The sequence below is a fragment of the Stutzerimonas nosocomialis genome (assembly GCF_005876855.1).
GTDB lineage: Bacteria > Pseudomonadota > Gammaproteobacteria > Pseudomonadales > Pseudomonadaceae > Stutzerimonas > Stutzerimonas nosocomialis.
In genome coordinates, this window is sequence record NZ_QLAE01000020.1 from 13654 (window position 1) to 26606 (window position 12953).

Below are 12953 nucleotides of genomic sequence, written 5' to 3' on the forward strand. Positions count from 1 at the left end.
AAGCCACGGAAGACGTTTCGATGCTCCGCAGTCCCCGCCTACGCACCGCCCGCACACCCGCCCGATTGCTGTCCGCCCTCGCCCTGTTGCCCCTGGGCGCCCTGGGCTTCGAAAAGGTGCTGGATCTCGAACCCACGGTCGTCACCGCTACCGCCACGGCGCGACAGCTCGGCGACGCGCCGGCGAGCGTCACCGTCATCAGCCGTGAGGACCTGAGCATGCGGCCCGTCCAGGACCTGGAGGATGCGCTGCGCGGAACGCCGGGGCTGCAGTTCACCGGGGTCGGCATGACGCGCCGCGGCGTCAGCATCCGCGGGATGGACAGCGAGCACACCCTGGTGCTGGTGAACGGGCAGCGGATCAACACGGCGGCCGGTGCCGTCGCGCACGCCGACTTCGATCTGGGCTGGGTGCCGGTGGAGGCCATCGAGTGCATCGAGGTGATTCGCGGCCCGATGTCTTCGCTTTACGGCTCCGAGGCGCTCGGGGGCGTGGTCAACGTCATCACGCGGCGGGCCACGGACGCCTGGCATGGCGCGGCGCAGCTCAATGGCGGCGTGCGGGAGGATGGTCGAGGCGGCCAGACCCACCAGCTGGGCGTCTACGCCGGCGGCCCGCTCGTGCCCGGCGTGCTCGGGCTTTCCTTGAGCGGCGAGACACGGCGGCGCCAGGAAACGCCGTTGCACGGCAACGCCACGCAATCGGAGATCGAAGGGCGCGACGCCCAGAACGGAGAACTGACCCTGAGCTGGACCCCCGACACGGCGCAGCGGGTCGATTTCAGCTACGCGAACGGCCTGGAGGATCGCTGGCGCAATACGCGCAGCGCCGGCGCGGCGGGGAGAGACTACGAGTCCAGTGACCGCATCGAGCGCGAGCGTTTCTCCGTGGCCCACAGTGGCGACTGGTCCTGGGGCCGCAGCAGCCTGCGCGCCTACCGCAACACGCTGGAGCGCACCAACCGCTACACCAATGGCGTGGTCCCCACCTCGCCACGCCAGGAACTCACCGACGACATCGTCGATGGCAGCCTGAGCCTGCCGCTGGCCGGCGCGCATCTCTTCACCTTCGGCGGTGAGTGGCGCAAGGAGCAACTGGAGGACGGCGGATTCACGGCCGGCGAGGCCCGGATCATCCACCGCGCGCTGTTCCTGCAGGACGAGATCGAATTCGACCCCGCCTGGTCGCTGGTATTGGGCAACCGTTTCGACCGTCACGAGGAATACGGCTGGCACAACAGCCCGCGCGCCTACCTGGTCCACCACGTGAACGATGCGCTGACGATCAAGGGCGGCGGGGGGCGCGGTTTCAAGGCACCGTCGCTCAAGCAGCTCTCGCCGGGCTATTCGGCCATCGGCGGCGGCGGGATGTTCACCATCTACGGCAACCCCGCCCTCGAGCCGGAGATCAACACCACCTACGAACTCAGCGCGGACTACCGGGCCGATGGCTGGTCGCTCACGGCCGGGCTGTTCCAGAACAACGTGCGCGGCCTGATCCAGACGGTGTGCGTGTCGAGCTGCGGACTTCGCGGCCGCGAAGTGCGCAACTACGAAAACGTCGACGAGGCGCGGATTCGCGGGCTGGAGCTCGGCGGCGGCCTCGACCTGCCGGCCGACCTGCGCTGGGACCTGAACTACACCTACCTCGACGCCATCGACCGTAGCGCCGACCGGCGCCTGGGCGATCGCGCCCGCCACCTGGCCAACACCCGGCTGCAGTGGACGCCGACCGCCGCGTTCAGCGCCCAGGTGCGGGGCGAATACGTCGGAAGCCAGCTGACCTACTCCAGCAACACGGCCAGCTCGGTGCCAGCCTACAGCCTGTGGCACCTGGAGCTGAGCCAGCGCATCACCGACGCCCTGAGCATTCGCGGCGGTATCGAAAACCTCACCGACAAGGCGTTCAGCGATACCTCCGACAACTTCACATTCGCCGAGCCGGGGCGGACCTACCACCTTGGCGTGAGCCTGAGTTTCTGACATGCGCAACCTGATTCGGACCGGCCTGGCGCTCCTGGCGCTGGCCGGCTGGGGAACGAGCGCCTCCGGCGATTCGCCTGCCCAGGACGCGCTGCATGTGCAGGTGCTGACCACCGACTTCGTCCTGCAGGGCAAGTTCGACCGCCTGGCGACCTGGGCGGCAGAATCCGGCGTCACGCTCTCGGCCACCCGGGGCGCCCTGCCCGAAGCGCACCGGGACGCGCCGCCCCCCAGCCTGTTCATCCTCGATACGCCGCGCCCTGCCGACCTCGCCGCCGTGCAGCAGGCCTTCGGTGAATCGATCGCGACGGGGAACACGCCATGGATTCGGATCGGAGGCGGCCCGCCGGCCTTCGGCCAACTGCCCGAGCCCGTGGCCAGGCGCCTGATCGCCTATTACGCCAACGGTGGCGAACGCAACCTGCGCCCTCTGTTCGCCTACCTGCGGGCCTGGCACGACGGCACCTCCACCGAGGCGATTCCCCTGCCCACCGCGCTCGGCAAGGTCGGCTTCTACCATCCGGCGGCGGCGCAGCCCTTCGACGACCTCGACGGTTATCTGGCCTGGGCCGCCGGACGCTGGACGCCGGAGGCACCCCGGGTGGCGTTCGCCATTCACCGGGGCGCCCTCGTCGACGACCAGCTCCGGCTGATCGACGCACTGATCGCGCGCAGCGAAGCCCTGGGGCTGGCGCCCCTGGCGTTCTGGATGGACGACCGGGCGCCCGACGCACTGGCCAGAGTCCTCGCGCCCGCGCGCAGCGAGGTGCTGGTCAACCTCCAGCACATGCAGAACGGCCCGGCGCGCCAGGCGGAATTTCTCGCGCTGAACATCCCCGTGCTGTCGACGCTGACCTTCCGCGAAGGCGACCGGGCACAATGGCTGGCGTCCCCCAGCGGTGTGTCTCCACGCACCACCGCGACGCTGCTGACGGTGCCGGAAAGTTGGGGCATGACCGATCCACTGGTGATCGCAGCGGTGGAAGACGGCGAGCCCATGCCGATTCCGGAACAGGTGGACGCGTTGCTGCACAAGGTCGCCCGCCTCGCCCGGCTGCGTCGGCTCGCCCCTGCCGACAAGCACTTGGCACTGATGTTCTGGAACCACCCGGACGGCGAGAGGAACCTCGCCGCCTCCAACCTCAACGTGCCGCGCAGCCTCGCCCATCTCACGGTGGCGCTGCAGCAGGCCGGCCATGACGTACCGAAGACGGATGAGGCGGAGCTGATCGAGACCGCGCAGCGCCTGCTGGGCGGCTACTACCGGCCCGAATCGCTCGACGGCCTGCTCGAAGACGGCCTGGCGGTGACCCTGCCCCTGGCGGACTACCAGCGCTGGCTGGACCAGTTGCCCGACCCGAGCCGCCAGGCCCTGCTCCAGCGCTGGGGCGAGCCGGCCGACCATTGGGCCTTGCGCAAGGTCGATGGGCAGGCCCGGTTCGTCATCCCGGCCGCGCGCCTGGGCAAGCTGTTGCTGCTGCCGCAACCGCCACGCGCCGGCCGCCCCGGCGAGGCCTATCACGACAGCAAGATCCCGCCGGATCACCTCTACCTGGCGGCCTATCAGGCGGTGCGCGAAGGCTTCGAAGCCGACGCGCTCATCCATTTCGGCACCCACGGCACCCAGGAATGGCTGCCGGGCAAGGACCGCGGCCTGGCCGCGAGCGATTACCCCTTCCTGGCGCTGGGCGACCTGCCGGTGTTCTACCCCTACATTCAGGACAACATCGGCGAGGCCATCCAGGCGCGCCGCCGTGGCCGTGCCGTCATCATCAGCCACCAGACGCCCCCCTTCGCCCCCGCCGGGCTGTATGACGAGCTGCGCGACCTGCATGCGCTCATCCACGAATACCAGCAGCTCGATGAAGGGGCGGTGCGGGAGAAGACGGCCGCTAGCATCCGCCAGGCGTCCCTGCAGAGCGGGCTGACCGGCGACCTGGGCTGGGACGAGGCACGGATGCGGGCCGAACCCGAAGCCTTCCTGCAGGCGTTGCACGACCACCTTCACGCCATGGCCGAGGCCAATCTGCCGCTCGGCCTGCATACCTTCGGCGAACCGGCTTCGCCCGAGCACCGCCTGGCCACGGTGCTGCAGCAACTGGGCGAGCCCTTCCGCGAGGCGTTGGGAATCAGTGACGACGAACCCCTGGCCGAGGATCTCGCCGGACTGCAGGCGAGCCTTCCCTACCGTACCCTGCAGCGCTACGTGCGCGACGGGGAAGACCCGGCGTCGATCACCGATGCCCGGCTGCGCGAGCAGATCGAACGGGCCCGCGTGCTCGATGCACGGCTCGCCGACCCGGGCGAAATGGAAGCCCTGCTGGCGGGGCTGGCCGGCGGCTTCGTCGCGCCCGGTCCCGGCGGCGATCCGGTACGCAATCCGGAGGTGCCCAGCGGCCGCAATCTCTACGCCTTCGAGGCGGACAAGCTGCCGACCCGCGCGGCCTACGAGGCAGGCGGCAAGGCGCTGGAACAGCTGATCGCCCGCTACCGCGACGAACACGACGGCGCGCAGCCGGAAAAGCTCGCGTTCAGCCTGTGGTCCTCCGAAGCCATGCGTCACCTCGGCATCCTCGAAAGCCAGGTCCTGCATGCGCTGGGCGTGCGGCCGGTCTGGGACGAGGGAGGACGGGTGCGTACCCTGGAGATCGTCCCGGCGGCCGAGCTCGGCAGGGCCCGGATCGACGTCGTGGTCCAGGTCACCAGCGTCTACCGCGACCAGTTCGACGGCTTCATGCGCCTGCTGGCCGATGTCGTGGAACGCCTGGCGGTGCTCGACGAACCGGGCAATGCGCTGGCCGCGAACAGCCGCGCCGTGGCCCGGCGGCTACAGGATCAGGGCATCGACGACGCCCGCGCCGAGCGCCTCTCGCAGCTGCGGATATTCGGCAACGAGCCCGGCGATTACGGCACCGGCGTGTCCCAGCTGACCCTGGACTCGACGCGCTGGGAGAACGAGTCGGCGCTGGCCGAGCAGTTCCTGTCGCGCCTGCAATACGGATACGGCAGCGGCAGCTGGGGCGAGAAGATCGCGGGGCAGAACCTGTTCGCCGAGCAGCTCAAGGGCGTCCAGGCCGCCGTCATGGCCCGCTCCAGCGAGCTCAACGGCGTGCTGTCGACGGACCATCCGTTCGAGTTTCTCGGCGGGCTGTCGCTCGCGGTTCGCCACCTCGATGGCGCGAGCCCGTCGCTCTACATCTCCGACCTGCGCAAGGCCGAACCCCGAACCGAAGGCGCCGCCAGCTACCTCGCCGGCGAGCTGCGCAGCCGTTACCTCAACCCGCAGTGGATCGCGGCGATGCAGCAGGAGGGCTACGCCGGAACGCTGCAGGTGCTGGACGTCGCGAACAACCTCTGGGGCTGGCAGGCCGCCGATCGCAGCATGGTCCGCGCCGATCAGTGGCAGGCCCTGCACGACACCTTCGTGATGGACCGGCGCGAGCTCGGCCTCGATGAATGGTTCGAGGCGCACAACCCCACGGCCCAGGCGCAGCTGATCGAACGCATGGCCGAGGCGATCCGCAAGGGCTACTGGGACGCATCGGACGAGACCCGCCGCGAACTGGCTGAACGCTGGCAGGCGCTCATCCGCGAGCACGGCGCCGATGGCGGCGAGCCGGTCACCCGCGAATTCATCGAAGGGATGGCCACCGGCTACGGCCTTGCGCCGGGCACGCCCCCGAACGCCGACACGCCCTCTTCCCCCGAAAACGGCACCGCCACGGCCGAGACGGTACGCGGCCAGGTGATGGAGCCGGTGGTCGACGAGCCAGAGGAGGCGCCGAGCCCCTGGCGGCTTCTGCTCGGCCTCGCGGTCCTGGTGGCCTGCCTGCTGGCCGGCGCCCTGCGCCAGCTCCATGCCAACCGGCGCGTGCCGGGCCCCCTGAACGAATGAATGAATCCGAACAAGCGAACCGAGCCCCATGAACGCACTTGAAACCAGCCTTTACGAACTCACCCGCATCTTCCTCGTGCCCGTCCTGCTGCTGATCCTGGCGGCGCTGGCCTATGCCTTCCTCGCCCTGGGCAGCTTCGCCATGGAAGCCTGGCAGCGCCGCAGCGGGCGTTACCGCTCCGTGCTCGCGGCCCACCAGGCGGCCAGCGGCGGCACCAGCGACGACCTCGAACTCTGGATCATGCAACGCCTGGAATGGTTGCGCGTGACCTCCCGCAGCGCGCCGATGCTCGGCCTGGTCGCCACCATGATCCCCATGGGCCCGGCGCTGCTGGCATTGACCCAGAGCGACGCGAAAGGCATCGGCGAGAATCTGGTGGTCGCCTTTTCCTCGGTGATCCTCGCGCTCATCGCCTCGAGCATCACCTTCTTCGTCCTCACCGTGCGGCGCCGCTGGCTGCTGCAGGAACTGCGGGCGATCGAACGCGCCGGAGCGGTGCTCTGATGCGCTTTCTCGACCATGACGACGACGATGATCCGCTCCTTTCGGTGGTCAACCTGATCGACCTGTTCCTGGTGGTGATCGGCATTCTGCTGATCGTCATCGTGCAGAACCCGCTCAACCCCTTCAGCCAGGATCGCGTGGTGGTGATCGAGAACCCGGGCGAGGCGAACATGCGGATGCTCATCAAGGAAGGCCAGGAACTCACCCAGTATGAGTCCAGCGGTGAGATCGGCGAGGGCCAGGGTGCCAAGGCGGGCATCACCTACCGCCTGAACGACGGGCGCATGATCTATGTCCCCGAAGGGGTGACGCCCACCCCGTGACGCGGCCGCGCTGCGAGTCGGTCGGCCGCGGCTCGACGCTCCGGCCGAACCAGCGCATGCACTCGTCACTCCCGCGCTTTCACCTCTATATAAGGAAGGGCCTCAGGCAGGCCCGCCCCGATGCCGGATGGGCGCCGCTCGCCCGCCCATTCTCCTTCCGGCCCCGCGCCACCGCGCCTTCAGGGATGCCGCCATCGGCGGCCTTTGGGCTGCCGAGCCGACGAACCTGCGGGTAACGCCCGCAATCCCGCGACCCTGCGGGCCTGTCACCTGTGCCCGCTACCGAGCGTAACGCTTCGTGCACGAAGTTGTGGCGTGACGGTGTTGATAGGTACCGCATGGGTGCACGACCCGCCCCGCTTCCCTGCCGAACCGTCTCTTCTGTGAAACGAATCACGCGTTTCGTCTGTGAAATAAATAAGTCACTGATCTGCAACGATTTTTATTTAAGGCCCAAATCGGCCGTTCACTGGCATTGTTCATGCTTAAGACAACGTACCGTATATGAAACGAACCAGAGACTATTCATGGCCATTTCCGAACTCCAGGCGTACCGCACCTCACCGGCTTCCGTGACCAGCCGCACGACGTCCGCCCCCGTCGAGATCGAATTTCGTGGCGTCGCAAAGTCCTTTCCCAAGAAGGGCAGCCCGGACGCGATGCCCGTGGTTCAAGAGGTGAATTTCAGCATTCGGCGCGGCGAAGTGGTGTCGATCATCGGCCCGTCCGGCTGCGGCAAGAGCACCATGCTCAACATGGGCTCGGGTCTCTACATGCCGAGCGCAGGCGAGGTGTTCATCTCCGGCGAGAAGGTCAGCGGGCCGGTGCGCAAGGTCGCCTTCATGCTGCAGAAGGACCTGCTGATGCCCTGGCGGACCATTCGCCGCAACATCGAACTGGGCCTGGAGATCGAAGGCGTGCCGAGCGCGCGTCGCGCCGAAGTCGCCAACGCGTTGCTGGTCAAGTGCCATCTGGAAGGCTTCGGCGACCACTACCCCTTCCAGCTCTCCGGCGGGATGCGCCAGCGCGCCGCGCTGGCTCGCACCCTGGCCATCGACCCGCAGGTGCTGTTCCTCGACGAGCCGTTCTCGGCGCTCGATGCGCAGACCAAGATGATCCTGCAGCAGGACCTGGCCCTGATGCTTCACGAACAGCAGAAGACCGCGCTGTTCATCACCCATGACCTCGTCGAGGCGATCGCCATGTCCGATCGCATCCTGGTCATGAGCGCCCGCCCCGGGACGCTCATCGAAGAAATCAAAGTGAATCTGCCGCTACGCGAGAACCCGCTCGAACGCCGCAAGCTTCCGGAGATCGGCCCCCTGGCCGGGCGCCTGATGGAGCTGCTCAAGGTTGGCGAGAGCACGGATCTGCACTGAACACGCATCCCTTTTCGGAGACGAGCATGAGCAAGAATTTCGCTGCACGTGTGGGCAAGCACGCCCTTCTGGCCGTGGCCCTGAGTACCGCCCTGGGCGCCCAGGCGGCCGATCTGAAGAAGATCACCTACCTGCTGCCGGCCCCGCCGAACTCCCCGGCCTTCGCGCCCTGGATCATTGCCCAGCACAAGGGCTACTACGGCGAGAAAGGCCTGCAGGTGACCTTCGTCGCCGGCAAGGGCGGCGTCGACGTGGCCAAGCAGATCGGTGCGGGCAACGCCCTGGTCGGCGGCGCCCTCGGTGACACCCCCATCGTGGTGCGCGCCAACGGCGTCCCGGTCAAGGCCGTGGCGGTGCTCGGCGCCGGCGGCGTGACCATGGTCGCCACCGATGCCGACCAGAAGATCGACTCCATCGCCGCGCTCAAGGGCAAGACCATGACCGTGATGTCCTACTCGGACACCACCTACTACGCGCTGCTCGCCTCGCTGAAGAAGGCCGGTCTCTCGGCCAACGACGTCAACGTGCAGGCCGCCGGGCCCGCCGGCGTCTGGCAGCTGTTCTCGGCCAAGAAAGCCGTGGCCATGGCCGGCGTGCCGGACTGGGTGGTGAGCGCCGAGGAAGCCGGCGTGAACGTCCGCCTGATCCCGCAGACGGAGATCTTCGAGAGCATGGCCCAGGCGATCCTCGCCTCGGACAAGGCGATCGAGAGCCAGCCCGAGGTGGTCGGCGGCGTGGTCCAGGCCACCCTGCGCGGCATGCGCGACATCATGCAGGACCCCGCGGCTGCGGCCGTCACCTTCGCCGAGGCCGTGCCCTCCTACAAGGGCAAGGAAGCGAGCCTGGAGAAGATCTTCAGCCTCTACCGCGAACACGTCTACGCCGACCAGGCCACGCCCGGAAAAATCGATCCGCAGCGCCTGGAAAGCGTCCGCCAGTTCTACGTCAGCGAGGGCATCGTCACTCGCGAGACGCCCCTGGACGAGCTCTACACCAACCAGTTCGTGGAGGCGGCCCAGGTCGCCACGAAATAACGCTCCCGCCGTTCGAAAGGTACGTCGTCGATGAAAAGCCTCAACAACCCGGTGGCTGGCAGCCTGATCCTGCTGGCCGTGTTCCTCGCACTCTGGCAATGGGGCCCGGGCCTCATGGGCATGCCCGAATTCGTCATGCCCAACCTGACCCGCGTGATCGCCGAGTTCGGCGCGATGTGGCAGCACAGCAACCTGCTGGAGCACACCCTGATCACCGCGTTCGAAATCATCGTGGGCTTCGCCCTGGGGGCACTGCTGGGCATCCTCATCGGCGTCAGCCTCGGCCTCTCGCCGAATGCCGAGGCCATTCTCTCGCCCTACATCCTCGCGCTGCAGATCGCGCCGAAGGTGGCCTTCGCCCCGCTGTTCGTGATGTGGCTGGGCTACACCATCTACCCGAAGATTCTCATCGCGATCCTGATCGTGTTCTTCCCGGTGATGATCAACGTGCTCTCGGCGATCCGCACCGTCGATCCGGACATGGTCAACCTGGTCCGCGCGATGAACGCCAACCGCTGGCAGATCTTCCGCCTGGTGGAGTTCCCCTCGGCCATGGCCGCGCTGTTCTCCGGGTTGCGCATTGCCTCCACCCTGGCGGTGATCGGCGTGACCGTGGGCGAGCTGGTCGGCGGCAACAAGGGCCTCGGCTTCCTGCTGGTGAACTCCGAGGGCCAGGGCAACACCGCCGGCGTGTTCGTCGCCATCGTCATGCTGACCCTGATCGGCGTGCTGGCCTACGCGGCGGTGGTCTGGGCGGAGAAGCGCGTCCTGCACTACCTGCCCAAAGCCAACCTGAGCACGGTGTGAGGGAGCCGATCATGCACAACCTTCTCAATGGTCGCCGCGTACTGGTCACCGGCGGCGCCCGCGGGCTGGGCCTGGCCTTCGCCGAGGCGATCGCCGGCGCCGGCGCCCGGGTGGTCATCGCCGACATCCTCGCCGAACCGCTCGAGGCGGCGGCGCAGAACCTGCGCCAACGCGACCTCGACGTGCAGGCGCTGCGGCTGGACCTGGCCGACCCGGCCTCGGTCGAGGCGTGCGCCGCCCGGACCGTCGAACTGCTCGGCGGGCTGGACGGGCTGGTCAACAACGCCTCGATCACCAATTCCGGCGGCAAGGGCCTGGACGAGCTGGAGATCGAGATGTTCGACCGGGTCCTGCAGGTGAACGTGCGCGGCACCTGGCTGATGACCCGGGCCTGCCTGCCGGCCCTGCGCGCCAGCGGTCGCGGCGCGGTGGTCAACCTGGCGTCCGACACGCCGCTGTGGGGCGCGCCGAACCTGCTGGCCTACGTGGCCAGCAAGGGCGCGGTCATCGCCATGACCCGCTCGATCGCCCGCGAGGTCGGCGACGACGGCGTCACCGTCAATGCCATCGCGCCCGGTCTGGTGGAAGTGGAAGCCACCGCCTACGTACCCGAGGCCCGCCACCAGCACTACAAGCAGCACCGGGCGATCCGGCGCGCGCAACTTCCCGAGGACGTGAACGGCGCGGTGCTGTTCGCCCTCTCCGACCTTTCCCGCTTCATCACTGGACAGACCCTGCCGGTAAACGGCGGGTTCGTCATGCCTTGACCTGGAGAACCGACATGACTGATCTCAATCAACAGGCTGCCCCCAAGTCCTACGACCGTCCCGAGGGCGCCAGCTTCGCCGAATGGTGCGAGTCGCGCATCGCCCGCTTCTCGACCCGTCGCTACGACTGGGACGCGCTGAAGTTCCAGGCCGACTACGACCCCAAATACCGCCGCGCGCAGATGCGCTACATCGGCACCGGCGGCACCGGCGTGACGGCGGACACCAACACCATCCCGTCCGAACACTTCACCTTCTCCACCATGATCATCCCGGCCGGCAACATCGGCCCGTCGCACATCCACATCGACGTCGAAGAAGTGTTCTTCGTCCTGCGCGGCAAGATGAAGGTCATCATGGAGAAGGATGGCGAGCGCTTCGAGGCGATCCTCACCGATCGCGACATCATCTCGGTGCCGCCGGGCGTCTACCGCGAAGAGCACAACATCGGCGAAGAGGACGCGCTGATGTGCGTGATGCTCGGCGCCAAGAAGCCGATCACCCCCACCTATCCGCCGGAATCCCCGCTGGCGAAGATCAAGCGCGGTTGATCGCCATGACGCTCGCATCCGTCTCTTCGATCCCTGCGGTGGAACGCCCGCTACTGGACCAGCTGGACATGGCGTTTCCCCTGCGCCACCTGGTGTTTCCCGAAGCGCGCACGGCCGTGCGCGAGTGCGGCCAGGGGCCGACCGTGGTGCTGCTGCACGGGATCGGCTCGGGTGCGGCGTCCTGGTTGCAGGTGGCCCGGCAACTGTCCGGACAGGCCCGGGTGATCGCCTGGGACGCACCGGGTTACGGCCGGTCCTCGCCGCTGGCCGAGGCGCGTCCGCGCGCCGAGTCCTATGCCCGGCGCCTGGAGCATGTGCTCGAAGCCCTCGAGATCGAGCGCTGCGTGCTGGTCGGCCATTCCCTGGGCGCGATGACCGCGCTGGCCTGCGCCACCGGCCAGGCGGCATCGCGCATCGCCCGGGTGATGCTGATCAGCCCGGCGCGCGGTTACGGCGCCGCCGCGCGCCGGGCCATCGGCGAGCAGGTGCGTGCCGGTCGGCTCGACCACCTGGAGCGGCACGGGGTCGAGGCGATGGCCGAGGAGCGCAGCCATCGCCTGCTCTCCACGCGCGCCTCGGCCAGCCAGCTGGACTGGGTGCGCTGGAACATGGCGCGGCTCAACCCGGCCGGCTACCGGCAGGCCGTCGAGCTGCTCTGCGGGGACGACCTGCTGCGCTTCCCGCCCCTGACGATGCCCTGCGAGGTGCATTGCGGCGAGGACGACGGCATCACCCAGCCGGGCGAGTGCCAGCTGATCGCCGACCACCTGCATGCACGCTTTTCCCTGATACCCCGGGCCGGTCATGCCAGCCCGATCGAACAACCCGAGGCGGTGACCGAACGCATCGCCTCCGCCCTCAAGGCCTCACTGGAAGGAACACGTCCATGACCGATCTCGAATCGCTCAAAGAGACGCAAGAAAAATACATCGTTCCCGGTCTGGAGCGCGGGCTGTTGCTGCTCTGCGAGTTCAGCCGACAGAACCGCACCCTGACCGCGCCGGAGCTGGCGCGACGCCTGAAGCTGCCACGTTCGACCATCTTCCGCCTGCTCACCACCCTGGAGACCATGGGCTTCGTCACCCGCAGCGGCAACGAGTACCGCCTGGGCATGTCGGTGCTGCGCCTGGGCTTCGAGTACCTCGCCTCGCTGGAACTGACCGAGCTCGGCCAGCCGCTGCTGACGCAGCTGAGCAACGCCATCCACTACCCCTGCAACCTGGTGGTGCGCGACGGCCGCTCGATCGTCTACGTCGCCAAGGTCTCGCCGCCCACCGTGTTCAGCAGCGCGGTGAATGTCGGCACCCGCCTGCCGGCCCACGCCACGGTGCTCGGCCGCATCCTGCTCGAAGACCTGTCGCTGGCCGACCTGCGCGACCTGTACCCCGAAGAGGTGCTGGAAAGCCACTCGCCCTGCACGCCCAAGACCGTGATGGACCTGTTCGACCTGGTGCAGAGCGATCGCCAGCGCGGCTACGTGATGGGCGAGGGCTTCTTCGAATCGACCATCTCCACCGTCGCCGCGCCGGTGCGCAACCACAGCGGCAAGGTGGTGGCCGCCCTCGGCGCGACGATTCCCTCGTCCCACATCGGCGGCGACCGCATCGACGAGCTCGTCCGCCAGGTGCGCCACAGCGCCGAAGAGCTGTCGCGCCTGCTGAACTACAACCCGAACGTCGCCCAGGCCGCGACCCTGATGAGGGGCTGAAG

Annotated in this window: 11 protein-coding genes; all 11 read left to right on the forward strand. The window is 68.1% G+C overall.

Features of this window, described 5'->3' with window-relative positions; all coding sequences use genetic code 11:
* Window positions 1-20 precede the first annotated feature (20 nt).
* The 11 genes from DN824_RS13475 to DN824_RS13525 all read left to right on the forward strand — a co-directional run bounded on the left by DN824_RS13475 (window position 21) and on the right by DN824_RS13525 (window position 12951).
* Window positions 21-1982, forward strand: a complete 1962-nt coding sequence (locus tag DN824_RS13475) for a TonB-dependent receptor domain-containing protein (RefSeq protein ID WP_138408917.1) — start codon at window positions 21-23, stop codon at window positions 1980-1982.
* Window position 1983: 1 nt separating this feature from the next.
* Window positions 1984-5877 carry a cobaltochelatase subunit CobN gene (gene cobN, locus DN824_RS13480; protein WP_138408918.1) on the forward strand — a complete coding sequence of 1298 codons (3894 nt, stop codon included), beginning with the start codon at window positions 1984-1986 and terminating at the stop codon, window positions 5875-5877.
* 28 nt (window positions 5878-5905) lie between these two features.
* Window positions 5906-6382, forward strand: coding sequence for a MotA/TolQ/ExbB proton channel family protein (locus DN824_RS13485; protein WP_138408919.1), 477 nt, complete (start codon window positions 5906-5908; stop codon window positions 6380-6382).
* The gene (locus DN824_RS13490; protein WP_138408920.1) at window positions 6382-6705 is read left to right on the forward strand and encodes a DUF2149 domain-containing protein; all 324 of its coding nucleotides are present in this window, start codon (window positions 6382-6384) and stop codon (window positions 6703-6705) included. The genes DN824_RS13485 and DN824_RS13490 overlap by 1 nt, the downstream gene beginning before the upstream one ends.
* A gap of 527 nt (window positions 6706-7232) precedes the next feature.
* Window positions 7233-8084, forward strand: a complete 852-nt coding sequence (locus DN824_RS13495; protein ID WP_138408921.1) for an ABC transporter ATP-binding protein — start codon at window positions 7233-7235, stop codon at window positions 8082-8084.
* A gap of 26 nt (window positions 8085-8110) precedes the next feature.
* Window positions 8111-9118 (forward strand): ABC transporter substrate-binding protein, encoded by a 1008-nt coding sequence (locus DN824_RS13500; protein WP_138408922.1) that lies wholly within the window; start codon window positions 8111-8113, stop codon window positions 9116-9118.
* 30 nt (window positions 9119-9148) lie between these two features.
* Window positions 9149-9925 (forward strand): ABC transporter permease, encoded by a 777-nt coding sequence (locus DN824_RS13505; RefSeq protein WP_138408923.1) that lies wholly within the window; start codon window positions 9149-9151, stop codon window positions 9923-9925.
* An 11-nt stretch (window positions 9926-9936) separates the two neighbouring features.
* Window positions 9937-10692, forward strand: a complete 756-nt coding sequence (locus DN824_RS13510) for an SDR family oxidoreductase (RefSeq protein WP_138408924.1) — start codon at window positions 9937-9939, stop codon at window positions 10690-10692.
* Between the two features lie 14 nt (window positions 10693-10706).
* A complete protein-coding gene (locus DN824_RS13515) occupies window positions 10707-11243 on the forward strand; it encodes a cupin domain-containing protein (RefSeq protein ID WP_138408925.1) in 537 nt (178 codons plus the stop codon).
* A gap of 5 nt (window positions 11244-11248) precedes the next feature.
* Entirely contained in the window at window positions 11249-12133 is an 885-nt protein-coding gene (locus DN824_RS13520; protein ID WP_138408926.1) for an alpha/beta fold hydrolase, read from the forward strand.
* Entirely contained in the window at window positions 12130-12951 is an 822-nt protein-coding gene (locus tag DN824_RS13525) for an IclR family transcriptional regulator (protein ID WP_138408927.1), read from the forward strand. The genes DN824_RS13520 and DN824_RS13525 overlap by 4 nt, the downstream gene beginning before the upstream one ends.
* Window positions 12952-12953 lie beyond the last annotated feature (2 nt).